Source organism: Achromobacter sp. MFA1 R4 (genome assembly GCF_900156745.1).
In the GTDB taxonomy this organism is placed as follows: Bacteria; Pseudomonadota; Gammaproteobacteria; order Burkholderiales; family Burkholderiaceae_B; genus Achromobacter.
Genome location: NZ_LT707065.1, coordinates 4849561 through 4874176, shown reverse-complemented (window position 1 = coordinate 4874176; position 24616 = coordinate 4849561). Strand labels below are relative to the sequence as shown.

General features: G+C 68.8%; 21 protein-coding genes. 16 read left to right on the top strand and 5 right to left on the bottom strand.

Annotated elements, in window-relative coordinates:
* Positions 1-47: 47 nt before the first annotated feature.
* From BXA00_RS22335 to BXA00_RS22290, 10 genes are all read left to right on the top strand, one after another.
* Positions 48-929, top strand: a complete 882-nt coding sequence (locus BXA00_RS22335; RefSeq protein WP_076520583.1) for a DUF3348 domain-containing protein — start codon at positions 48-50, stop codon at positions 927-929.
* 10 nt (positions 930-939) lie between these two features.
* Positions 940-4236 (top strand): DUF802 domain-containing protein, encoded by a 3297-nt coding sequence (locus BXA00_RS22330; protein WP_076520582.1) that lies wholly within the window; start codon positions 940-942, stop codon positions 4234-4236.
* Positions 4233-4883 (top strand): OmpA family protein, encoded by a 651-nt coding sequence (locus BXA00_RS22325; protein WP_076520581.1) that lies wholly within the window; start codon positions 4233-4235, stop codon positions 4881-4883. Before BXA00_RS22330 ends, BXA00_RS22325 begins: the two co-directional genes overlap by 4 nt.
* Positions 4873-5622 carry a DUF2894 domain-containing protein gene (locus BXA00_RS22320; protein WP_076520580.1) on the top strand — a complete coding sequence of 250 codons (750 nt, stop codon included), beginning with the start codon at positions 4873-4875 and terminating at the stop codon, positions 5620-5622. Before BXA00_RS22325 ends, BXA00_RS22320 begins: the two co-directional genes overlap by 11 nt.
* 73 nt (positions 5623-5695) lie before the next feature.
* Positions 5696-5941 carry a ParD-like family protein gene (locus BXA00_RS22315; protein ID WP_076520579.1) on the top strand — a complete coding sequence of 82 codons (246 nt, stop codon included), beginning with the start codon at positions 5696-5698 and terminating at the stop codon, positions 5939-5941.
* On the top strand, positions 5942-6733 hold the full coding sequence (gene map / locus BXA00_RS22310) for a type I methionyl aminopeptidase (protein WP_076520578.1): 792 nt from the start codon (positions 5942-5944) through the stop codon (positions 6731-6733).
* 130 nt (positions 6734-6863) lie between these two features.
* Complete coding sequence (locus BXA00_RS22305; RefSeq protein ID WP_076522071.1) at positions 6864-8117, top strand: MFS transporter; 1254 nt, start codon at positions 6864-6866, stop codon at positions 8115-8117.
* A gap of 253 nt (positions 8118-8370) precedes the next feature.
* Positions 8371-9357 (top strand): tripartite tricarboxylate transporter substrate binding protein, encoded by a 987-nt coding sequence (locus BXA00_RS22300; RefSeq protein WP_076520577.1) that lies wholly within the window; start codon positions 8371-8373, stop codon positions 9355-9357.
* 9 nt (positions 9358-9366) lie between these two features.
* Positions 9367-10179 (top strand): SDR family NAD(P)-dependent oxidoreductase, encoded by an 813-nt coding sequence (locus tag BXA00_RS22295; RefSeq protein WP_083714310.1) that lies wholly within the window; start codon positions 9367-9369, stop codon positions 10177-10179.
* Positions 10180-10267: 88 nt separating this feature from the next.
* Positions 10268-11209 carry a sensor domain-containing diguanylate cyclase gene (locus tag BXA00_RS22290; protein WP_076520576.1) on the top strand — a complete coding sequence of 314 codons (942 nt, stop codon included), beginning with the start codon at positions 10268-10270 and terminating at the stop codon, positions 11207-11209.
* A gap of 14 nt (positions 11210-11223) precedes the next feature.
* On the opposite strand, the gene alaE is transcribed toward BXA00_RS22290, so the two are convergent.
* A complete protein-coding gene (gene alaE / locus BXA00_RS22285) occupies positions 11224-11667 on the bottom strand; it encodes an L-alanine exporter AlaE (RefSeq protein ID WP_231952133.1) in 444 nt (147 codons plus the stop codon).
* A 116-nt stretch (positions 11668-11783) separates the two neighbouring features.
* On the opposite strand from alaE, the gene BXA00_RS22280 reads away from it, so the two are divergent.
* Positions 11784-12407, top strand: a complete 624-nt coding sequence (locus tag BXA00_RS22280; protein ID WP_076520574.1) for a glutathione S-transferase family protein — start codon at positions 11784-11786, stop codon at positions 12405-12407.
* Between the two features lie 11 nt (positions 12408-12418).
* Here BXA00_RS22280 and sodC read toward each other — a convergent pair whose 3' ends face one another.
* The 4 genes from sodC to BXA00_RS22260 all read right to left on the bottom strand — a co-directional run bounded on the left by sodC (position 12419) and on the right by BXA00_RS22260 (position 16729).
* Entirely contained in the window at positions 12419-12943 is a 525-nt protein-coding gene (sodC, locus tag BXA00_RS22275; protein ID WP_076520573.1) for a superoxide dismutase family protein, read from the bottom strand.
* Positions 12944-13115: 172 nt separating this feature from the next.
* A complete protein-coding gene (locus BXA00_RS22270) occupies positions 13116-14447 on the bottom strand; it encodes a DUF445 domain-containing protein (RefSeq protein WP_076520572.1) in 1332 nt (443 codons plus the stop codon).
* A gap of 78 nt (positions 14448-14525) precedes the next feature.
* Positions 14526-15719 carry an AI-2E family transporter gene (locus BXA00_RS22265; protein WP_076520571.1) on the bottom strand — a complete coding sequence of 398 codons (1194 nt, stop codon included), beginning with the start codon at positions 15717-15719 and terminating at the stop codon, positions 14526-14528.
* A gap of 77 nt (positions 15720-15796) precedes the next feature.
* Positions 15797-16729, bottom strand: a complete 933-nt coding sequence (locus tag BXA00_RS22260) for a LysR family transcriptional regulator (protein ID WP_076520570.1) — start codon at positions 16727-16729, stop codon at positions 15797-15799.
* Positions 16730-16934: 205 nt separating this feature from the next.
* Here BXA00_RS22260 and BXA00_RS22255 point away from each other — a divergent pair, with 205 nt between their 5' ends.
* From BXA00_RS22255 to BXA00_RS22235, 5 genes are read left to right on the top strand one after another with little or no spacing between them, the layout of a single operon-like run.
* A complete protein-coding gene (locus tag BXA00_RS22255; protein WP_076520569.1) occupies positions 16935-19055 on the top strand; it encodes a 3-hydroxyacyl-CoA dehydrogenase NAD-binding domain-containing protein in 2121 nt (706 codons plus the stop codon).
* Positions 19056-19079: 24 nt separating this feature from the next.
* Positions 19080-20261 (top strand): acetyl-CoA C-acyltransferase, encoded by a 1182-nt coding sequence (locus BXA00_RS22250; RefSeq protein WP_076520568.1) that lies wholly within the window; start codon positions 19080-19082, stop codon positions 20259-20261.
* Positions 20262-20271: 10 nt separating this feature from the next.
* Complete coding sequence (locus BXA00_RS22245; RefSeq protein WP_076520567.1) at positions 20272-21468, top strand: acyl-CoA dehydrogenase family protein; 1197 nt, start codon at positions 20272-20274, stop codon at positions 21466-21468.
* A gap of 9 nt (positions 21469-21477) precedes the next feature.
* Entirely contained in the window at positions 21478-22611 is a 1134-nt protein-coding gene (locus BXA00_RS22240; RefSeq protein ID WP_076520566.1) for an acyl-CoA dehydrogenase family protein, read from the top strand.
* Positions 22612-22627: 16 nt separating this feature from the next.
* Complete coding sequence (locus BXA00_RS22235; protein WP_076520565.1) at positions 22628-24580, top strand: acyl-CoA synthetase; 1953 nt, start codon at positions 22628-22630, stop codon at positions 24578-24580.
* The last annotated feature ends 36 nt before the right edge of the window (positions 24581-24616 follow it).

The following is a 24616-nucleotide window of genomic DNA, read 5'->3' as shown; positions in this document are numbered from 1 at the left end:
CGGGGCCGGCGCAGCGTGTAAACTCCCCCCTTTTTGACTCTGGTGGTATGTTGCAAGCCCCCCAGCGCACAGGTTTAAGCGGCCCGACGCTCATTCGCTTGCTGACTCGCCTGACGGACGCGGATGTCCAGCAGTCCAGGCAGTCGCTATCCGACCATCTGAGCCAATGGCTTGGCTGGACGGACGCGATCGCCCTGTCGGCGGCGCTGAACACGAGTCCGCCCGTGATTGCCCCCGGCGCCCGCCTGTTCAGCAGCGCCGAAGAGCGCGAGTGCGTGCGCGTGCGCACCACCTTGGCGGACGCCATTGCCAGCGACACGGCGGCCACGGCCGCCAGGCGCGTCACCCCCGGGGCCGCCCCCGCGCGGGCGCCGGCTAAGAAGCTGGCTGCCGTCCTGGCCGAGGACGAGTTCGATTATTCGAGTTTCCGCCAGCGGTATCTGTCGCTGCAGCACACGATGGAAACCAGCATCGGCAACCTGCGCAGCCGTCTTCGCGGGATGGTGGCGGCGCGCAACGGGGAATGGACGCGGCTGGCGGTGGTCGACGCGATCATGGACCGCGCGCTGCTGCCCAAGGAGCGGGCCCTGCTGGGCGCCATTCCGAAGCTGCTGCAAACGCATTTCGACAGGCTGCGCAAGGCCGACGAAGCCGCGCGGGCCGCGGCCACGGCCCAGGCCGAGGCGGCGGAACTGGCGGATCCGGTGGATCCGGTGGATCCGGTGGACGCCGCTGCGCAGACCGATGCCGACGCGGGCGCGCCCGCCGGCGACGCCGCGCCGGCCAGCCCGGAACCGGCGGCCCCGCCACCGCCCCCGGGCGCGTGGCTGGACACGTTTCGCGCCGACATGCGCGCCGTCCTGCTTGCCGAGCTGGATGTTCGTTTACAACCGGTCGAAGGGCTGCTCGCCGCCCTTCGCACCCGCTAATTAGGACACCATGTCCAAGACTCTGATCAATATCGTGGTTTTCCTGGCCGGACTGGCCGTTGTGGGCTGGATCGGCGCAGGCTATGCGAGCACGAACCCGCTGGCCCTGGCCGTGACGCTGCTGATCGCCGTCTGCTACCTGGCCGGCGCGCTTGAGCTGCTGCGTTACCAGCAGGCAACGTCATCCCTCGCGCGCGCCGTGTCGGACCTGGACGAGGCGCCCGGCAGCCTGGGCGCCTGGCTCGACAAGGTGCCGGCCGGCCTGCGCAACGCGGTGCGCCTGCGCATCGAAGGCGAACGCGTGGGCCTGCCCGGACCGTCGCTGACCCCCTATCTGGTCGGCCTGCTGGTGCTGCTGGGCATGCTGGGCACGTTCCTCGGGATGGTGGTGACACTGCGCGGCACCGGCCTCGCGCTGGAAAGCTCCACCGATCTGGCCGCGATCCGCGCGTCGCTGGCCGCGCCCGTCAAGGGCCTGGGCTTTGCCTTCGGCACGTCGATCGCCGGCGTCGCCGCGTCCGCCATGCTGGGCCTGCTGGCCGCGCTGTGCCGGCGCGATCGCGTCCAAGCGGCGCAGCATCTGGACACCAAGGCCGCGACCACGCTGCGCGTGTACTCGCAAAGCTACCAGCGCGAAGAATCCTTCAAGCTGCTCCAGCGCCAGGCCGAGGTCATGCAACGCCAGGCCGAAGCCATGCCCGCCATCGTCGGCCAGCTCGAAGCCATGATGAAGGGCATGGAACAGCAGAACCAGGCGCTCAATGAACGCCAGCTCGCCAGCCAGACCGCCTTCCAGGGCAAGGCCGAGGCGGCATACGCCCGCCTCGCGTCCATCATGGAACAGTCCATGAAGGACAGCGTGGCGCAAAGCGCCCGCTCGGCGGGCGAAGCCCTGCAGCCCGTGGTGCAAGCCACCATGGACAGCCTGTCGCGCGAAACGGCGACGCTGCAGGAAACGGTCGCCCAGGCGGTCCACCAGCAACTGCAAGGCATGACGGCAGGTCTGCAGGCCGCGACCACGGACGTGGCCGGCATCTGGAGCCAGGCGGTGGCCGGCCAGCAGCGCGCCAGCGAAGCCATGGCGCAGGACCTGCGCGCCTCGCTGGACCGCTTTGCCCAGACCTTCGAACAACGCTCGGCCGACCTCCTGGACAGCGTATCGGCGCGCCTGGAGGCGTCGTCGGGCCATATGTCGCTGGCCTGGACCGAGGCGCTGTCGCGCCAGCAGCAGGCCGGTGAAAAGCTGGCCGGCGACAATCTGCTGGCCCTCACGGCGGCGGCGGCCAGCTTTGAACAGCATTCCGCCTCGCTGCTGCGCACGCTGAACGCGTCGCACACCGCCTTGCAATCGGAACTTGCCTCGCGCGACCAGCAGCGCCTGTCCGCCTGGACCGAGACGCTGGGCGCGATGGGCGCCACGCTGCGCCAGGAATGGGAACAATCGGGCGCGCAGGCGGCCGCCCGCCAACAGGAAATCAACGACTCGCTCGCGCAGACCGTGCGCGACGTCGCTGCGCAGGCAACGGCGCAGGCCGCCCTGCTCGATGGCGTGTCGGCCCGCCTGGAAGCCGCCGCCAACGGCGTGTCGGACCAATGGACCCGCGCCCTCGCCCGCCAGGAAGAAACCAGCGGCAAGCTTGCCGCCGGCAACCAGGCCGCGCTGGAGGCCGCCACGGCGGCCTTTGAACGCCATGCCGCCTCGCTGCTGCACACGCTGGACCAGTCGCACGCCGAACTGCAGACGGCCCTGGCCGAACGCGACGAAGCCCGCCTGGCCGCCTGGAGCGGCACGCTGGCCGCGATGACCGCCAGGCTCGGCCAGCAATGGGAACAGGCCGGCGCCAGCACCGTGGCCCGCCAGCAGGAAATCAACGACGCGCTGGCCCAGACCGCGCGCGGCATCGCCAGCCAGACCGAGGCGCAGGCCCAGCGGCTGCAGGACATGTCCGCCCGCCTGGAAGCCGCTGCGGGCAGCGTCACGCAAGCCTGGACCGATGCGCAGACCCGCCAGGAAGACGTCGGCAGGCAGCTTGCCGCCGACAACCAGCGCGCCCTGGAAACGGCCGCGGCCGCCTTCGGCCAGCACGCCGACGCACTCCTGCGCACGCTGGACCAGTCGCACGCCGACCTGCAGGCCGCGCTGGCCTCGCGCGACCAGGAACGTCTGGCCGCCTGGACCGGATCGCTGACCGCGATGGCCGCCAAGCTGGGCGAGGAATGGGAACAGGCCGGCACCCAGGCCGCCCTGCGCCAGCTCGAAATCAGCGACGCGCTCACCCAGACCGCGCGCGACATCTCCGCCCAGACGCAGCAGCAGGCTGCCCTGCTGGACGGCGTGTCGGCGCGACTGCAAACCGCGGCCAGCCACGTCACGCAGGCCTGGACCGATGCGCAGACCCGCCAGGAAGACGTCGGCAGGCAGCTCGCCGCCGACAACCGCCAGGCGCTGGAAGCGGCGTCGGCCGCGTTCGGCGCGCACTCAGCCGAATTGCTGCAGACGCTGGCGCAATCGCACACCGCCCTGCAGACGGCGCTGGCTGCCAACGACGAGGACCGGCTGGCCGCCTGGACCGGCCAGCTGGCCGCCATGGCCGACGCGCTGCGTTCGGAATGGGAACAGGCGGGCGCGCGGGCCGCCAGCCTGCAGCAGGATATCTGCGACACCCTGAGCCTGACCGCGCAGGACATCACGGCGCAGACGCAGGCCCATGCCAGCGAAACCATCGCCGAGATCGGCCGCCTGGTGCAGGCGGCGTCCGAAGCGCCGCGCGCCGCCGCCGACGTCATCGGCGAACTGCGCCAGAAGCTCTCGGACAGCATGGTCCGCGACAACGACATGCTGCAGGAGCGCAACCGCCTGCTGGAAACGCTGGGCACTCTGCTGGACGCCGTCAACCACACCGCCGCGGAGCAACGCACGGCCGTGGACGCGCTGGTCGCCTCGTCGGCCGACATGCTCGAGCGCGTGGGCGCGCAATTCACCGACAAGGTCGACGCCGAGACCGGCAAGCTGACCGAGGTAGCGTCGCTGGTCACCAGCAGCGCCGTCGAAGTGGCCAGCCTGGGCGAAGCCTTTGGCGCGGCGGTGCAGGCCTTCGGCGAATCGAACGACAAGCTGACGGCGCACCTGCAACGCATCGAGGCGGCGCTGGACAAGTCCATCGCGCGCGGCGACGAGCAGCTCTCGTACTACGTCGCGCAGGCCCGTGAGGTCGTGGACCTGAGCCTGATGTCGCAGAAGCAGATCATCGAAAACCTGCAGCAGCTGGCCGCCCAGCGCGCCACGGCGGGAGCGGAAAGCGCATGAGCGACGATATCGACGGCGGCGTGGAGCCCACGGCGCCCGCCTGGGCCGTCTTCGGCGACCTGATGTCGGTGCTGCTGGGCGCCTTCGTCCTGATCCTGGTGAGCGTCGTCGCGGTGCAGTTGCAACTGTCGACGCGGCTGGAAGAAGCGGTCAAGCAGCGCCAGGAAGAAACGCAGCGCCGCGAGACCCTGGAGCAGGCGCTGGCCGGCCCGCTGGCCGCCGGCCGCGTGACGTTGATCAACGGGCGCATCGGCATCAGCGGCAGCGTGCTGTTCGCGCTGAACTCCGACCAGCTCCAGCCCGAAGGCCGCGAGATCCTCAAAAGCCTGATCGAACCGCTGTCCGCCTACCTGACGACCCACAACGAGATCCTCATGGTCAGCGGTTTCACCGACGACCAGCAGGTGCGCGAAGGCAACCGGCGCTTTGCCGACAACTGGGACCTTTCCGCCCAGCGCGCGCTCACCGTCACCCGCGCCCTGATCGACGAGGGCGTGCCGTCCTCGATGGTGTTCGCGGCCGCCTTCGGCGCCGAGCAGCCCGTGGCGTCCAACGCCGACGAGGAAGGCCGCGCGAAGAACCGCCGCGTCGAAATCACGCCCATCCCCAAACCGTCCAACGAAGCGGGTAAGCCCGGTGAGCAGTGACGGCAGCCGCCCGGGCCTCGTGGACGCGCGCGCGGCCCTGGACGCCTGGCGCGCAAGCGGCGCGGACCGCGTCAATCCCCTGCGCTTTCACCTGATCGACGCGCTGGACCGCCGCGCGGCGGCCTACGGCGGGCAGGCTCGCCAGCGGCTGGACGAACGGCTGGCCGGATTGATCCAGGCCTATCAGGCGGAACTGACCGGCGCGGGCGGCGCGGCCGGGCCGGAGGCCTTGCCGGCGCCCGCCCAGGCCGGACCGCTCGCCGGCCTGGTCTCCTACATCGACCGGCCCGCGCCTGCGGACCGCCCGGACACCGACCCCGGCGCCGGCCCGGCCGCGCCCGGGCTGGCCGGTCCCGCCGACCACCTCGGTCGCGACGCGCTCGGGTTGCGCGCCGCCTACCCGGAGTTGCCGCTGCTCGACGAATTCCGGGCGCTCTGGTCCCGCTTCAGCGCCGACCGCCAGGTCCGCCAATCGCAGGAGCAGGTGCACAAGAACGCCGGGCCGCTCAATTCCAACCAGCTGGTGCACCGCGCGCTGTCCCTGATGCGCGAACTGTCGCCCGGCTACCTGCAGCAGTTCCTGTCGTACACGGACGCGCTGATGTGGATGGAACAGATGACGGCCGCCTCCGCCCCCGCCGCCAAGGAAGCGCCCCGGGCCAGCGCCGCCCGCAAATCCCCGCGCGGCAAGTCCCGCAAGGAAAGCAAGCCAGCCAAGGAAAGCAAGGACGGCGCCTGAAGGCGATTTGCGCGCGCCCCCCGCGCCGCAGTACCATACGTTCCATATACAAACCATATACGGAACATCCACTATGGGCATCGTCAAGATTTCCGAGCAAATGCACGAGAACCTGCGCGTGGCCAGCGGCGCTCTCAGCCGCTCCATCAATTCCCAGGCCGAACACTGGATGCGCATCGGCATGCTGTCCGAGCTCTATCCCGAACTGCGCCACGCCGACATCTGCCAATTGCTGATCCGCATCGAACAGGCCGACGGCTTCACCATCGCCGCGCTCTCGCAAGGGCGGCCGCAACCCGCGCAGCAGGAGGCCGCGTAAATGGCCAAGAAGGTTTCCATCAAATCGGCCGCCGACATCGAAATGGCCCGCAAGGCGGGCGCCATGGCGGCCGAAGTGCTGCACATGATCGGCGAACACGTCCGCCCCGGCGTCACCACCGATGACCTGGACAAGGTCTGTCACGACTACATCGTCAACGTGCTCAAGGCCACGCCCGCCAACGTCGGCTACCATGGCTTTCCCAAGACCATCTGCGCCTCGGTCAACCACGTCATCTGCCACGGCATCCCGTCGGCCAAGGTGCTCAAGAACGGCGACATCCTGAACATCGATGTTGCCGTCATCAAGGACGGCTGGTTCGGCGACACCAGCCGCATGTACTACGTCGGCCAGCCCAGCCCGCTGGCGCGCCGGCTGGTCAACACCACCTATGAAGCCATGCGCGCCGGCATCATGGCCGTCAAGCCGGGCGCCACGCTGGGCGACATTGGCCACGCCATCCAGACCGTCGCGCACCGCGAGCACTTCAGCATCGTCCGGGAATACTGCGGCCACGGCATCGGCCAGATCTACCACGACGACCCGCAGGTGCTGCACTACGGCCGCCCGGGCGAAGGCATGGTGCTGCAGCCCGGCATGATGTTCACCATCGAACCCATGATCAACGCGGGCAAGCCCCAGACCAAGCAGTTGCCCGACGGCTGGACCGTCGTCACCAAGGACCGGTCCCTGTCGGCGCAGTGGGAACACATGGTCGTCGTCACCGAGACCGGCTACGATGTGCTGACCACCTGGCCGGACGGCTTCGGCGACTATCCGCCGATACCCTGACCCCGCCGGTCCCTGCCGCAGCGCAAGGATCGGAGTGCAAGACAGCAAGGGCGCGATCAAGATCGTGCCCTTGTCGTTTGCGCGACGCTTGCCCCCTTTCCCTCGCTACGCTCACCTGGCTGCGTCCATCATGCCCGCCCATTCTTCGTCCGCCCCGTCCGCCCCGTCCGCCCCGGCTAGCGCCTTCCGGCGCCTGGCCGCCTCGAACCTGGCCGCGCAGTTCTCCGAGCAGATCGCCCTTGCCGCCGCGCCGCTGTACGCCGTGCTGGCCCTGGGCGCCGATGCCGCGCAGACCGGCTATCTGCAGACGGCGCAGACGCTGCCGTTCCTGCTGCTGTCCCTGCCCGCGGGCGTGCTGGCCGACCGCATGTCGCGCCGCGCGCTGATGACCGCCGCCGAAGCGGCCCGCGCGCTCAGCCTGATAGGCCTGCTGGCGCTGCTGTGGATGGGCGGCCTCAGCCTTGCGTGGCTGGCGGCGCTGGGCTTTGTGGGCGCGGTGGGCACGGTGGCCTACAACGTCGCCGCGCCCGCCCTGGTGCCCAGGCTGGTCCCGCCCACCGAGCTGGCCAGCGCCAACCGCTGGCTGGAACTGGCCCGCAGCGCCGCCTTCTCTGCCGGTCCCGCCGCCGGCGGCGCGCTGGTGGGCTGGATGGGCGCTTCCACGGCTTATGTGCTGGCCACCACCCTGTCGCTGCTGGCCGCCGTGCTTCTTGCCGGCCTGCCGCATGACACGCCCAAGCCCGCCCAGCGCCGCCATCCGCTGGCCGAATTGCGCGAAGGCGCGGCCTTTGTCGCCACGCATCCGCTCCTGCGCCCGGTGCTGCTGACCGCGCTCTTTTTCAATGCCGCCTGGTTCATCCTGCTGGCGATCTACGTCGCCTACGCCGTCGATCGCCTGGGCCTGTCTGCCGCCGGCGTCGGCATCACCCTGGGCGTGTACGGCGCGGGCATGCTGGCCGGCGCCCTGGCCGCCCCGTGGCTCGCCCGCCGCCTGCCGTTCGGCGCCATGATCGGCGCCGGACCGCTGTCGGCGCTGCTGGCCAGCCTCATTCTGCTGTCGACGCTGGCGTTTCCGTCGGGGCCGTGGGCCGCGGTGGGATTCTTCCTGTTCGGCGCGGGGCCGATCCTCTGGACCATCACCACCACCACGCTGCGCCAATCGGTGACGCCCAACGCCTTGCTGGGCCGGGTATCGTCCGTGATCGTGACGGCGAACTTCGGCGCGCGGCCCGTGGGCGCCCTGATCGGCGCGACGCTGGCGGCCCGGTTCGGCGTGGACGCGTGCCTTTGGGTGTCGACGGCGGGTTTCTTCATCCAGTTCGCCGTGCTGTTCACGTCGCCCGTGCTGCGGCTGCGCAGCCAACCGCAGGCCGTGGCGTCCTGATAGAAGCCCATGCGGGTCAAGACGACTGCACAGGCAAGCATTCAAGACCCGGATCGCCCCCAATGATCTACCCGCAATCCTGAAGAAGTCTCCTGCAAAAACCGCAGCACCGGCGCATCGCCAATGTCCATGCCCACGTCCGTGATTGCGTCGGTTCGCGCAGTTCTGATCTGCGGTTTCAGCTATAGCCAATCCGGGCGCGCTACCTAGAATTTGAAGATTCCAATAATTCAAAAATTCTGGAGACGCAGACATGACCCACCCACTTCCCACCCGCCGCGCCCTGCTGCTCGGCGCCCTGCTGATGAGCCTGGGCGCCAACGCCTTTGGCGCGCCAGGCGATTGGCCCGAACGCCCCATCCGGCTGGTTGTCGCCGGCTCGCCCGGCGCGGGCGGCGACATCTTCGCGCGCCTGATCGCCGCGCCGCTGTCCAAGGCGCTGAACCAGCCGGTGGTGGTCGAAACCAAGCCCGGGGCCAACGGCATGATCGCCTGCGACACCGTGGCCAAGGCTGCGCCCGACGGCTACACCCTGCTGTTCGCGCCGTCCTCCGCCATTCTCCTGAATCCCGTCGTGCTTCCCTCGCTGCCCTACGATCCAGAGAAGGACCTGCTTCCGATCGCTCAGGTCGGCGCGGCGGGCATATTGCTCGTCGCCAATCCCAGCACCGGCTTCAAGAACCTGGCGGACATGGTCGCCTATGCCAAGGCCCATCCCGGCAAGCTCGCCTACGGCTCCTGGGGCACCGGCTCATCCGGCAACCTGGCCATGGAAGGCATCAAGGCCCACTACGGGCTCGACATGCCCCACGTGCCCTACAAACTGCTGGTCACCGAAAGCACCGACCTGATCGCCAACAACATCAGCGTCGGGTTCATGGACATCGCCTCGCCCATTCCCCACATGCGCAGCGGCAAACTGGTCGCCCTGGGCCAGACGGGTTCGCGGCGCTGGCCCGCCTCGATGGACGTTCCCACGCTGGCCGAGCAAGGCTACAAATTCGAAGCCGACGGCTGGTACGGCGTCTTTGCCCCGGCGGGAACGCCGCCCGGGATCATCGACCGCCTCAACGCGGAAATCTACCGCGCCCAGCACACGCCGGACGTGCGGGAAAAAATCGAAGGACAGAACATGATCGTTCCCGCGGACATGTCGGCCAGCGACTTCGCGGCATCGATCAAGCGCGACGCCGTCATCTGGCAGGGCCTGGCGAAAGTCGCCGACCTGAAGAACAAGTAGGCCGCGCACATGGACATGTCTTCCAAACCCGCTTACGCGCCCGACGCCCTGCAAGGGCGCGTGGCCGTGGTGACCGGCGCCACCGGCGGCATAGGCCTGGCCATTTGCCAGCACCTGCGTTCGATGGGCGCCGCGGTGGCGCAGGTGGATATCAACATGGCTGACGCCGGCGCCGAGACCGACGGCCTGCTGAGCGTGCGCTGCGACATCGCCGATCCGGACTCGGTCGCCGACATGGCCGGCCAGGTGCGCAGGCGCTTCGGACGGTGCGACGTGCTGGTCAACAATGCGGCCGTCAGCGCGGCGCCCGTGGGCCTGGAGCAATTCCCGCTCGAACTCTGGGACCGCATCTTCCGCATCAACCTGCGCGGCGCCCTGCTCTGCGCGCAGGCCGTGTTTCCCCTGATGCAGGCGCAACAGGCGGGCAGCATCGTCAACGTGGCGTCGATCTCGGCGCAGACCCCGACCCGGGTAGGCGCCTACGGCACGACCAAGGCGGCTCTGCAGGCCCTCACGCGCCAGATGGCCGTCGAATGGGGACCGCTCGGCATTCGCGCAAACGCCATCAGCCCGGGGATGATCCGAACCCCCTTGTCCGAGCCGCACTATCGCGACGAATCCGTGCTGCAAAAGCGCATCGCCCATATCCCCGCCAGGCGGATCGGCTTGCCGTCGGACATCGCGGACGCGGTGGCGTTTCTTGCCAGCGATGCCTCCCGCTATGTCAACGGGCAGGACATCGTGGTCGATGGCGGGTTTGTCAACGCGTCGCTGGCCAATCTCCAATCGCTTCCCGCGCGCCGCCAAGGCCCGCCACCGTGACTGCAAGCACCGTATAGCCCTGCCCGTGCTGCAGCCGGCTTTCTTCGAGTACAGTGCCGTGTCCCCATCAATCGACCAAGGATTGGGCATGTCCGAAGAAGGCACGATTCTCGATGACAACGCGGTGTACCGGACCCTGCTGGAGTCCACCAAGGCGATCCCCTGGAAGCTCGATTGGGCCACCATGAAGTTCGCCTATATCGGTCCCCAGATCGAAGCGTTGCTGGGCTGGAGCGCCGAAAGCTGGGTAAGCGTGGAAGACTGGGCCATGCGCATGCATCCGGAAGACCGCGAATACGTCGTGAATTTCTGCGTGTCCCAATCCCAGGCCGGCGTCGACCATGAGGCGGACTATCGGGCGCTGACCAAGGACAACGGGTATGTGTGGATACGCGACGTGGTGCACGTCGTGCGCAATGACAGCGGCGAGGTCGACGCCTTGATCGGCTTCATGTTCGACATCACCGAACGCAAGAAGAACGAAGAACAGCTACTCCGCCTGCAAAAAGAGCTGGAGGTCCTGTCCTTCAAGGATGGCCTGACGAACATCGCCAACCGGCGACGCTTTGACAGCAGCTTCGAACTGGAATGGGAACGTGCGCGCGGCGAGCGCCGGCCGCTGTCGATTCTGTTGTTCGACGTGGACTATTTCAAGCAATACAACGACCTGTACGGCCACACGCAGGGCGACAAATGCCTGGTTGAAATCGCCCAGACACTGAGCCTGGCGCTGGACGGCCCTCGCGATCTGGTCGCGCGCTTCGGCGGAGAAGAGTTCGTCGTGCTGCTGCCCGAAGCCGATGCCGGCGCGGCGCGCAAGGTCGCCGAACGCTGCCAGCGATTGCTGCACAAGAAGTCCATCGTGCATGCGCTGTCGCCCCATGACAGGCGCGTGACGGTCAGCATCGGCGCGGGCACCATCGTGCCGGATGGCAAGGCGGACCGCGCCGGCTTCATCAAGGCCGTGGATCAGCAGCTCTATGCGGCCAAGAAGAACGGCCGGGACCGCACCGAGCATGTGCAGCTGTAGCCGCGCACGCGCGGCTACGCGTTGAGCGACATGGGCTTTGCGCCGCCCGGCGGCAGACCGAACAGATGCCTGACGCCGTTCAGGAAGGCGCCGTAGGGCCGTCCCAATAGCAGCATCATCGCCGCCGCACCCAGTACCCCGCGCACCAGCCCGCTTCCCGACGCCCCGCTTACGGCGATGATCGCGGCATAGATCGGCACCTGGAAACTCATCAGGGCCAGGCTATCCCAGAGCAGCCTGGACCACCGGGTTGCGGTGGCATGCCGCATCATCCAGTCCCGCCACATGCCATAAGGCCGTCCGACCGGGATCATCAGCGCGCCGCCGATCAGGCGCGCCTGGGCCACCTGTTCCCAGCTCATCCCGGCAATCCAGCGTTCGTTGATGATGCCGGTCGTCGTGAAGAACAGGATCAGTGCCAGCGTGTCGGCAAGGTACGCCTTGGTGGAAAGCTGCAATCGAGTCCCCTGGATTCTGTTATGCGCCGGCGCGCCGGATCTGTATCTGGCGGGGCGCGCGCGGCACCGCTAGACTGCGCCGGAACCTGTCCCGTAACGTGTCAACGCGAAGCGCCATGCTGAAAATCCTGGGCAAAGCCTCATCCATCAATGTGCGCAAGGTGCTGTGGACCTGCGCCGAACTCAACCTGCCGTTCGACCGGGAAGACTGGGGCAGCGGCTTTCGCGCCACGACCGACCCGGCCTTTCTGCGGCTCAATCCCAACGCGATGGTGCCCGTGCTGCGGGACGGCGATTTCGTGCTGTGGGAATCCAACAGCATCATCCGCTATCTGGCGGGCGAGCATGGCGGCAGCCACCTCTATCCCGCCGCGCCCAAACCGCGGGCCCGGGTGGATCAATGGATGGATTGGCAGGCGACCGACCTGAACCGGTCGTGGAGCTATGCCTTCATGGCGCTGGCCCGGCAGTCGCCCGCGCACCAGGACGCCGGCGCCATCGAGGCGTCCTGCCAGGACTGGGCGCGCTACATGCGCATCCTGGACCAGCGGCTGGCCGAAACGGGCGCGCATGTCGCGGGCGAGGCCTTCACGCTGGCGGACATTCCCGTGGGGCTGTCCGTGAACCGTTGGTTCGAGACGCCCTTCGACAAACCGGCGCTGCCGGCCGTGGCGGCCTATTACGACCGCCTGGCCAAGCGCGAAGGCTATCGGCAATACGGCCGCAACGGCAGCGCCTGAGCGCCGCCCCGCTACTTGACGACCCCGCAGACCAGGCGCCCGCCTCCGCCGCCCAGCGGTTCCGGCTTGTCGCTATAGTTGTCGCCGCCCGCGTGGATCATGAGCGCGCGGCCCTTCACGTCGGCCAGCTTCAGATGCGGGGCGACGACGGCCTTCGTCGCGCTGCCGTCGGCGGCCACCGTGAGGAACGGCAAATCGCCCTGATGCCCGTCCGTGGCCATCGGTCCCTTGTGGGCCTTGGTGCCCTTGGGATCCAGGTGACCGCCCGCGCCGCCGCCCGGCGCCGTCTTGCCGCCCACCATGCCCGGCTCGCACGACCCTTTCTCGTGGACGTGAAAGCCGCGCTCGCCGGGCGGCAGGCCTTTGAGATGCGGGGTCAGCTCCAGCCCCGCCTTGGTGTCTTTCAGGGTGATGGTGCCGGCGCTCTTGCCGACGCCTTCGGGCGTCAGGAACGACATCGAGACCTCCTCGGCCAGCGCCGCGCCTGATGCGCCCGCCAATGCCAGAGCCGTCACAAGCATCGAGAATTTCTTCATGAATTGCCTCCTGGAAAGGTGCCCGCGGGTTGCGGGCGGCCAACGGCGCAAGCCGCCCAGCACGTCGGGCGGCGCCAATCAAGATAGCACCCGCGCCGGGCGCTTCGCCAGCAAACTTCATTCCTGATACAAGGTTGCGACGCGGCGCGGGCCGGCCGCAATGCCGCGCCGCCTACCCGTTCACCAGCAGCACCATCGCGTGCAGCAGCACGCCGATCAGGCCGCCGACCAGGGTGCCGTTGAAGCGGATGTACTGGAGGTCGCGTCCCACGCTCAGCTCCAGTTCATCCACCAGATGGCGCTCGTCCCAGTTCTTGACCGTGCGCGAGATGTGCTCGGTGACCCCCACGCGCAGGCGCCCGGTCAGCCGGCGCGCCCCGCCCAGCACGTGGTTGTTGATGGCTTCGCGCAGCCCCGGGTCATCGCCCAGCTTGCGAGCCAGCGCGAGCAGCGCGCTTTCCAGGTGCGCGGCCAGGGCGGAGTGTTCGTCCGACAGGTCGCGCCGCAGCGCGGCGTGGATGTCGTCCCACAGGCCCTGGACATATTCCTGGACCTTGGGATGATCGATGGCGCGCTGCTTCAGGGCTTCGACCTGACCTGCCAGCGCCGGGTCGGTCTTCAGGCGTTCGATGTAGTTCATCACCCACGCCTCGTAGTCGCGGCGCACCGGATGATCGGGTTCGGACAGCACGTCGCGCAACTCTTCCACCAGCGCGCGCGCCAGCCGGTCGGCCAGGTTGTCGGCGATGTTGTCGACGGACTTGACCACGTCGACCGCCGCGATGATGCGCGGCCATTCCTTGCGGGCAAACTTCACCAGCAGTGTCGAGGCGCGTTCCTTCACGTCTTCTTGCGCCAGATAACCCCCCAGCCGCTCCATCGCGGCATCCAGCAATTCCTGGTGGCGCCCGTCGCGGGTCAGCAGGCCCAGCACGTCGCCGGCGGTAGCCGCTGCGTCCCAGCGCCGCAGGTTGCTCACGACGAACTCCTGGATCACCCCGCGCACCGCCCGGTCGTCCAGCAGGTCCAGCGTCTGCAGCGCCACCCTGCGCGCGCCGTCGCTCAAGGCACGCGCCTGCGCGGGCCGCGCCAGCCAGCGGCTGAGCCGCGCGGCCGGATCGAAGACGCGCAGTTTCTCGATGAGGGTGTCCGGGTCCAGGAAGTGGTCGCGCACGAACACCGCGAGGCTGTCGCCGATGCGATCCTTGTTGCTGGGAATGATGGCGGTATGCGGGATGGGCAGGCCCATCGGGCGGCGGAACAGCGCGACGACGGCGAACCAGTCCGCCAGCGCGCCCACGGTGGCCGCTTCGCAGAAGGCCCGCACCCAGGCCCACGCGCCCTGCCCGCCCATGACATGGCTGGTGATGAAACCGCTGACCATGGCCACCAGCAACGCCAGCGCGCCGATCTTCATGCGGCGCAGTTGCGCGCGCCGGGCGTCGGAGGCCAGCGCGGAGCGGGTGGCGGAAAATCGGTCGGCGTGGTGGCTGTCGGTAGTCATGGGGAGTCCAACGTATCGAGCCTGCAGCATACCAATCCGAAACGGCGGGACCGTTGCATCATGGCGCGGCGTCGCCCCCTATTCGCTCAGGAACTCCGACAATGCCTCCAACCCTTCGATGTGATCGGCCACCACCTTCGCGATGAACGCAATGGGCACGGAGAGCAGCGTCCCCCAGATCCCCCACAGCCACGTGAAAAGCAGCAGCAGGATGAATACCGCCACGGCGTTCATCCGCGCGATGCGGCCCGACATCCAGGTCGTGACCACCACGCCCATCAGCAGCGCGATGGCGACCGAACTCAGGGACACCGCCAGCGCGGGGCCAAGTTCGCCAAACTGCACCAGGCCCGCGATCCCCGTGCCCACCGCCGTCAGCAGCGGACCGAAATACGGAATGATGTGCAGCGCGCCCGCCACCACGGCCCAGGTCGCGGCGTTCTCCAGGCCCAGCAGCCGGAACGCCACCCACGACAGCAACGCAAGCGCCACGTTGGTCACCAGCATCATGGCCATGTACATGTGGATCGAGTTGTTGATCTGGTCCAGCATGTGCACGCTGATCTTCTTCTGCGACAGGGTGTTGCCGGCCATCTTCACGAACTTGCGCTTGAAGGCGTTGCCCGAGAGCAATAGGAAGAAGACCAGGAACACGCACATGGTGGCCTGACCCACGAAGGTGGCCAGGCCCTTGGACCCCCACAGCAGGATGTCGCTCAATCCCCCATCGGATTTCGCCACGACCACCCGCCCGCCCGTCTGGGGGGTGCCGGATTCCTGCAGGATGCTGGCCGCGCGGCGCAGCTTGTCCAGGAACGATCCGTCCCCGCTCAGCAGTCCGCCGAGCGTGCGCGACAGCTTGCTGGATATTTCGGGCAGCGCGTTGATGATGTCGCTGACCTGGTCCTGCGTGACGTAGAACATGCCGAAGATCGACACGGCAATGGCCGTCATCACGAGGATGGTGCCCGCCGCCCTCGGCACGCGGGCGCGCTCCAGCAACGCCACCACGGGATCCAGCGTGTACGCCACCACGATCGCCATGACGACCGGGACGATGAACTCCTGGGCCGCCTTCAGGGCAAACACCACGGCCAGCACCGTAAGCGTCACCAGACAGAAGCCGCTCACGCGCACCAGCGGGGTGGGCGCGGGCGGCTTGATGAGGCCGGCGTCCTGGGCGGTGACTTTCTCTTCGGCGGGCTCGGCCGCGGCCGGTTCCGGACCGTCCCTCGGCGACGAGGTGTCCACGGGTGTCGCGCTGTCCATCATTCCCCTCGCATCCAATTTAGCGAAGGCCATCAGCAAGTAGCGTGCCCGGGGTTCAGCCGGGGGGTTCACCCTGAGGTTCAGCCAGGGCTGACGGCCAGCAGGCCGGGCTCGCCGTCGTGCCGACGCTGCGCGCGTTCCAGGATGAATTCGATCATCATCGCCAGCGCCCGCGGATGATGGCGGTTGGGCATGTACAGCATATACATGCCGCGCCCGAAGATGCTGAGGCGCCAGTCCGTCAATGCCGGCACCAGCTCACCGCGCGCGATGTCCTCATGCACCACGTAGTCCGGCACCACGCCCACGCCCAGCCCCGCCCGGATCGCATCGCGCAGGAAGGCATAGTTGCGCGAAATGACGGTGGGCTCCAGCACGACGTGCTGGCGGGGCTGGCCGCCGTAGTAGGCCGACAGGCGCAGCGGCCGGCCGATCACGGCGGCGCTGATGACGGGCATGCCCGCCAGGTCTTCCGGCCGCTGGGGCAGGCCCCGGCTTTCGGCAAAATCCCGCGAGGCGCACGCCACGTAGCGGACCTGACCCAGCTCGCGGGCGACCAGATGCTGCGGCGGCTCGGACATGATGCGCACGGCAATGTCCACCTCGTCGCGCAGCAGGTCTTCGACACTGTTTTCAAACAGCACATCCAGCACGATATCGGGGTACGCTTTCTTGAACTCCAGCAGCCAGGGCGTCATCACGAATCCCCCGTAGCCGCTGGGCACGCTCAACCGCACCTTGCCCTGCGGCGTCTTGCCCAGCGTCTCGACGGATTCGCGCGCGGCCGCCAGTTCGTCCTGGATGCTGCGCCCGTGCTTGTACAGCTTCAGGCCGATTTCGGTGGGTTCCACGCGCCGCGTCGTGCGCCGCACGAGCTGCATGCCGACCGAACGCTCGAGCTGGCTCAGGTGATAGCTGACGTTGGCGCGCGTCATCTTCAGGCGGCGCGCCGCCTCGCTCAGATTGCCCGCGTCCAGGATTTCGACCAGCAGGGTCAGGGATTTGGTGTCCATATCGACGCTCCTTGCCGTGCATTGTCAAATTTTCTTGTCCGTAGTGTCAATTATCGATGTCATTGTCAAGACATCTTTACTAGGAAAGAATAAAGCCATAAGAGACGGGCCGCCCCTGGCCCGCCATGCTCCGCCCGCGCAGCCTGCGGCGCACCGGTACGCCGGCGCGGCGCGCGAGCAGGAAGCCACATCGGAGACACTGTCCATGACAGACAGCGCAAGCACCGGCGCCGCCCAGACGCGCCGCTACGAGGACATCCTGGTCGTCGTCATCGACCATCCCCCCGTGAACGCACTGAGCGCCGCCGTGCGCCGCGACCTGTCGGACGCGATTGCGCAGGCGCAGGCGGACACGCGCGTGCGCGCCATCCTGCTCATGGGCGCGGGCAAGAACTTCATCGCGGGCGCCGATATCCGGGAATTCGGCAAGCCCCCGCAACCGCCGCTCCTGCCGGACCTGTGCAACCAGATCGAAGCCAGCGCCAAGCCCGTCGTGGCGGCCTTGCATGGCGCAACGCTGGGCGGCGGCCTGGAGATCGCCCTGGCGGCCCACTATCGCGTGGCGCTCGCCAGCGCCCGGCTGGGCCTGCCGGAAGTGAACCTGGGGCTGCTGCCGGGCGCCGGCGGCACCCAGCGCGCGCCCCGGCTGATGGGCGCGCAGGCCGCGCTGGACCTCATGCTGACGGGCAAGCACCTGTCGGCGCAATCCGCGCTCGACGCCCGCCTCGTGGACGCGCTGTCCGCCGACGAGGATCCGCTGGACGCGGGCCTGACCTACACACGCCAGTTGCTGGCGCTGAAAGCGGGACCTCGCCGCACGCGCGACGCCACCGAGGCGCTGGCGGACACGCAGGCCCAGCTTGCCGCCGTGGACGCGGCCGCCCAGCGCGTGGCCGCCACCGCGCGCGGGCTGTATTCGCCGGCCAAGATCGTTCAGGCCGTGCGCGCCGCCATCGAACAGCCCTTCGATGAAGGCCTGCGCACCGAGCGGTCGCTCTTCCTGCAGTGCCTGGACAGCCCGCAGCGGGCCGCGCTGGTGCACGCGTTTTTCGCCGAGCGCGAAACGGCCAAGATTCCCGAACTGAAAGAAGCCCGGTCCCGTCGCCTGGAGCGCGTGGGCATCGTGGGCGGCGGCACCATGGGCGCCGGCATTGCCGTGGCGGTGCTGGACGCGGGCCTGCCCGTGGTCATGGTCGAGCAGGACGACGCCGCCCTTGCCCGCGGCCGCACCCGCGTCGAACAGGTGTACGACCTGCTCGTCAAGAAAGGCCGGATCACCGCCGACGAGCGGGCCGCGCGCCTGTCGCGCTTCACTGGCGCCACGGACTACGACGCACTGGGCGAGGCCGACCTCATCATCGAGGCCGTGTTCGAAGACATGGCCGTCAAGCAGGCGGTCTTCGCGCAGCTTGACCGCGTGGCCAAGCCCGGCGCCGTCCTGGCCACCAATACCTCGTACCTGGACGTGGACCGCATCGCCGAAGCGACGCGCGGACCGGCCGACGTGCTGGGCCTGCACTTCTTCTCGCCCGCCAACATCATGAAGCTGCTGGAAATCGTGGTGGGCCGGCACACCGCCCCGGACACGGTGGCCACCGGCTTTGAACTGGCGCGCCGGTTGCGCAAGGTTCCCGTGCGCGCCGGCGTGTGCGACGGCTTTATCGGCAACCGCATCCTGGCCGTGTACCGGCAGGCCGCCGACATGATGATGGAAGACGGCGCCTCGCCCTATGACATCGATGCCGCCGTGCGCGAATTCGGCTACCCGATGGGGCCCTACCAGATGGCCGACCTGGCCGGCGGCGACATCGGCTGGGCCACGCGCAAGCGCCGCGCCGCCACCCGCGACCCCGCGCTGCGCTACGTGCAGATTCCCGACCGCCTCTGCGAACGCGGCTGGTTCGGCCAGAAGACCGGCCGCGGCTTCTATCTGTACCCGGATGGCGCGCGGCAAGGCACGCCGGCCCCCGAGGTCCTGGCCATCATCGACCAAGAACGCGCCCGCGCCGGCGTCACGCCCCGCCCGTTTACCCACGAAGACATCCTGCGCCGCTACCTGGCCGCGATGGTCAATGAAGCGGCCAACGTGCTGCACCAGGGCATCGCGCTGCGCCCGTCCGACATCGACGTGGTGTTTTTGTCGGGCTATGGCTTTCCGCGCCACCACGGCGGGCCGATGCACTATGCCGACAGCGTGGGCCTGCCCCGCATCCTTGCCGATATCCGCAGCTATGCGGCAGAAGACCCGGCGTTCTGGAAGCCGTCGCCGCTGCTCGTGCAACTGGCCGAGTCCGGCCGCTCCTTCGGCAGCCTGAACGCCGCCTGATCCGATCACTACACAGGAATCCCCATGCGCGAAGCCGTCATCGTCTCAACCGCCCGCACCCCCATCACCAAGGCGGGGCGCGGCGAATTCAACCTGATCGCGGGCCCCACGCTGGCCGCGCACGCCGTGCGCGCCGCGGTGGATCGAGCCGGCATCGACCCGGCGCTCATCGAAGACGCCTTCATCGGCTGCGGCTATCCGGAGGGCGCCACCGGCCGCAACGTCGGCCGCCAGGCCGTCATCCGCGCCGGCCTGCCCGTCAGCGTCGGCGGCGCCACGATCAACCGTTATTGCGCGTCGGGCCTGCAAGCCATCGCGTCGGCCGCGGGCCGCATCGTGATGGACGGCGCCCCCGCCGTAATCGCCGGCGGCGTGGAGCTGGTGTCCCAGATCCGCACGCGCGACGACGGCGTCAGCGGCATGGACCCATGGATCCTCGCCAACAAGCCCCAGCTCTACCTGCCCATGATCGAAACCGCCGACATCGTGGCCGCGCGCTACGGCATCAGCCGCGAGGCGCAGGACCGCTTCGCAGCGCAAAGCCAGGCGCGCACCGAGGCCGCGCAGGCCGCAGGCCGTTACCGCGAAGAAATCGTGCCGGTCACCACCACCATGTCCGTCACGGACCGCGCGACGGGCGCCGTCACCGAACGCGAGGTGACGGTGGACAAGGACACCTGCAACCGTCCCGGCACCACCTACGAGGCGCTGGCGGGCCTGGCGCCCGTGCGCGGCGAAGGCCAGTTCGTCACGGCGGGCAACGCCTCGCAATTGTCGGACGGCGCGGCCGCCTGCGTGCTGATGGAAGCGGCCGAGGCCCAGCGCGCCGGCATCCGCCCGCTGGGCGCGTTCCGCGGCCTTGCCATCGCCGGCTGCGAGCCGGACGAAATGGGCATCGGCCCGGTCTACGCCGTGCCCAAGCTGCTGGCGCGCCACGGCCTGAAGGTGCAGGACATCGACCTGTGGGAGCTGAACGAGGCGTTTGCGTCCCAGGCGCTGTACTGCCAGGAAAAGCTGGGCATCCCCATGGACCGCCTGAACGTGGACGGCGGCTCGATCGCGCTGGGCCATCCGTTCGGCGTCACCGGCGCGCGGCTGGCCGGCCACGTGCTGATCGAAGGCCGCCGCCGCGGCGCCCGCTATGCCGTCGTCACGATGTGCATCGGCGGCGGCATGGGCGCGGCCGGCCTGTTTGAAATCTACTGAGAGACCCCGCATGGATCTGGAATTCACCCCTGAAGAACTGGCCTTTCGCGACGAGGTACGCGCGTTCCTGGACGCAAAGCTGCCCCGGCGCCTCGCCGACAAGGTCGCCGACGGCAAGCTGCTGACGCGCGACGACATGACCGAGTGGCACGCCATCCTGAACGCCCAAGGCTGGCTGGCCACGCACTGGCCCGTGGAATACGGCGGCACCGGCTGGAGCGCCACGCAGAAATACATCTTCGACAACGAATGCGCGCTCGCCAGCGCGCCGCGTATCGTGCCCTTCGGCTTGAGCATGCTCGGACCCGTCCTGATCAAGTACGGGTCCGAGGCGCAGCGCCGCCACTGGCTGCCGCGCATCCTGGACGGGTCGGACTGGTGGTGCCAGGGCTACTCGGAACCGGGCGCGGGATCGGACCTGGCGTCCGTCAAGACCACCGCCGTCCGCGACGGCGACAGCTACATCGTCAACGGCCAGAAGACCTGGACCACGCTGGGCCAGTACGCCAACATGATCTTCTGCCTGGTGCGCACGTCGCAGGAAGGCCGGCGCCAGGAAGGCATCAGCTTTCTGCTGATCGACATGAACAGCCCCGGCGTCGAAGTGCGCCCCATCATCACCCTGGATGGCGAGCACGAAGTCAACGAAGTCTTCTTCTCCGACGTGCGCGTGCCCGCGGAGAACCTGGTGGGCGAGGAAAATCGCGGCTGGACCTGCGCCAAGTACCTGCTGACCTACGAACGCACCAACATCGCGGGCGTGGGCCAGTCCACGGCCGCGCTGGAACGCCTGAAGGCCGTGGCCGCCCGCCAGAAAAAGCATGGCCGCCCGCTGGCCGAAGACCCCGACTTCGCCGCCCGCCTGGCGCGCGTGGAAATCGAGCTGGCCAACATGCGCACGACCAATCTGCGCGTGGTGGCGGCCGTGGCCGGCGGCGGCGCGCCGGGCGCGGAAAGCTCGATGCTCAAGATACGCGGCACGCAGATCCGGCAGGAAATCACCGCGCTGAACCGCCGCGCCATGGGGCCCTATGCCCGCCCCTTCATCCCCGAGGCCCTCCACGATGGCTACGACGCCCCGCCCGTCGGCCCCGAGGGCGCCGCCAGCGCCGCCGCGCAGTACTTCAACAACCGCAAGCTGTCGATCTTCGGCGGCTCCAATGAAATCCAGAAGAACATCATCTCCAAGATGATCCTCGGACTGTAAGGGCAGGCCATGAATTTCGAACACACCGAAGACCGGCGCATGCTCTCCGACATGCTGCGCCGTTTTGTCGCCGAGCAATACGGCTTCACCACCCGCATGCGCAACGCGGAATCGCCCCAGGGCTACAGCCCGGACTTCTGGCGACGCTATGCCGAGCTGGGCGCCATCGGGGCGCTGTTCGCCGAGGACGACGGCGGGCTCGGCGGCGCGGGCTTTGACATCTCCGTCGTCTTTGAAGCGCTGGGGCGCGGCCTGGTCGTCGAACCCTTCCTGGACGCCCTGATGGTGGGCAGCGCGATCGCCGCAGCCGGCACGCCCGCGCAGCGCGAGGCCCTGGACGGCCTGATCGCGGGCAGCCTTACCGCAGCGCTGGCGCAGGCCGAACCGGAATCCGGCTACGACCTGAACCGCGTGGCCACGCGCGCCCAGCGCAGCGCCGACGGCTGGGTGCTCGACGGCGCCAAGGCGGTGGTCTACGCGGGCGAACATGCCGACCTCTTCCTCGTGTCCGCGCGCACGTCCGGCGACCAGGACGACGAAGCAGGCATCAGCCTGTTCCTGGTCGACCGGGGCACGCCCGGCCTGGCGCTGCGCGGATACGGACTGATCGACGGCGGACGCGCCGCGGAACTGGTTATGGACAAGGTGCAGCTCGCCCCCGGCGCCCTCCTCGGCCAGGAAGGCGCCGGCCATGCGTTGCTGGAGCGCGCCGTCGGCCGCGGCATCCTGGCGCTGTGCGCCGAGGCCGTGGGCGCCATGGACTGCGCGCGCGACGCGACGCTGGAATACCTGCGCACGCGCCGTCAGTTCGGCACGCCCATCGGCAGCTTCCAGGCCCTGCAGCACCGCATGGCCGACGTGCTGTTGGAGATCGAGCAGGCGCGCTCGGCGGTCATCAACGCGGCCGCGGCCGTCGACCATCCCGACCGGGCCACGCGCGAACGCGCGCTGTCCGCCGCCAAAACCACCATCGGCCGCATCGGCACGCTGGTGGCCGAGGAATGCATCCAGCTCCATGGCGGCATCGGCATGACCTGGGAGCTGCCGCTGGCGCACTATGCCAAGCGCCTGGTCATGATCGACCACCAGTTGGGCGACGAAGACCACCACCTGCGCCGCTACATTGCGCTGGGCCAGGCATGATCGCGGAAGCACGGCCATGATCGACTCTCCTACCGCGACGCTCTCGCGCCCCTTAGCCGCCCCCTTCGCCGCCCCCTTCGCCGCCCCCTTCGCGGTGCGCACCGCGCAGGACGTCCAGCGGCTGCAGGCCCGGCCGCTGGCGGAAACGCTGACGGTGCAGAGCACCTACGAGATCTTCTGCAATTCCGCGGCCGCCTTCGGCGACCGGCGCGCCCTGACTTTCCTGCGCAGCGCCGATCCCGCCGACGACGCCATCAGCTGGACCTATCGCGAACTGCTGGCCGGCATCCACCAGACGGCCAACCTGCTGCACAGCCTGGGCATCCGCGAAGGCGACGCCGTCGGCGTGCTGCTGCCCGGCTGCCTGGAGTACCACCTGGCCCTGTGGGGCGGCGAAGCGGCCGGCATCGTCCAGCCGCTCAACCCGCTCCTGACCGACGACAAGCTCGCGTCGCTGATGACGACGGCGCGCGCCAAGGTGCTGATCGCCTACGGCTCGGACGTCGAATGCGGCTCCTGGTCCAAGGCCTTGCGGCTAATGGATCGGGTGCCGACGCTGCAAACGCTGCTGCGCGTGGCGCCGTGGCACGAGACGGCCGCCGACCGCCCCGCCCTGCCCGACGGCGCCCTAGACTTCGACGCCAGCCGCGCCGCGCAGCCGTCCGACCGGCTGGTGAGCGGGCGCGTCATCCGCGCCAGCGACGTGGCCGCCTACTTCCACACCGGCGGCACCACCGGGGCGCCCAAGCTGGCCATCCATACGCACGCCAACCAGGTGTTCTCGGCCTGGGCGGCCGTGCAATTGCAGAATGCCGGCCCGGGCGACGTGGTCATCAACGGCTACCCGCTCTTTCACGTGGCGGGCGTGCTGCCCGCGTCGCTGGCGGCCCTGTCGTCGGGCGTTGAAACCGTCATCCCGACCACGCTGCTGCTGCGCAACCGCGACGTGCTGCGCAACTATTGGCGCCTGGTGGAAAAGCACCGCGCGACCTCGCTGCAGGGCGTGCCAACCATCCTGGCCGCGCTGGCCGAGGTGCCGCTGGACGGCGCGGACATCTCCTCGCTGCGCTACTGCCGCACCGGCGCGGCGCCCTTGCCGGCCGAACTGGCGGCGCGGTTCAAGCGCCTGTTCGGCCTGCACGTCAGCGAGAGCCTGGGCATGACCGAGATGGCCGGCATCACCTCGATTTCCCCGCCCGGCTGCGAATTCCCGGTCAATTGCGTCGGCTTTCCGCTGCCCTACGTGCAGGTGCGCATCGTCGGCCTGGACCTGCCCGCAGGCCAGCCCGCGCGCGACCTGCCCCCCGGCACGCCGGGCATGTTGCTGATCAAGGCGCCCAACGTCATCCCCGGCTTCCTGGACCCCGAAGACACCGCCCGCGCCTTCACTGAAGACGGCTGGCTCATCAGCGGCGACGTCGGATACATGGATGCCGAAGGCCGCCTCCACCTGCAAGGCCGCGCCAAGGACCTGATCATCCGCGGCGGCCACAACATCGATCCCAAGACCATCGAGGACGCGCTCGCCACGCACCCCGCGGTGCAGTTGTGCGCCGCGGTCGGCGCCCCGGACGCCTACGCCGGCGAGCTGCCGATCGCCTTCGTCACGCTGGCCGAAGGCAGCGCCGCGACCGAAGCCGAACTTGTCGCCCACGCCGCCGCCCATGTGGACGAAGGCCCGGCGCGGCCCAAGCGCGTCATCGTGCTGGACAGCATGCCGATGACCAACGTGGGCAAGATCTACAAACCCGATTTGCGCCGCCTGGCGACCGCCGTGTCGGTCCAGGCCGTGGTGGCGCGCACCCTGCAAGAAGCCGGCCTCGCGCAAGACGAACCCGTCTTTCGCGTGCTGGCCGATGCGCAACCGTATGTCGCCGTAGAAGCCGGCGCCGGTGCGCCCGCGCCGCTGAAGGAACGGCTGCGCGAGGCGCTGTCCCGGCTGCCCGTCAAAGTCGACGTGCGCGACTGACTGGCATCCCATAACAACACACCAGGAGACAACCCA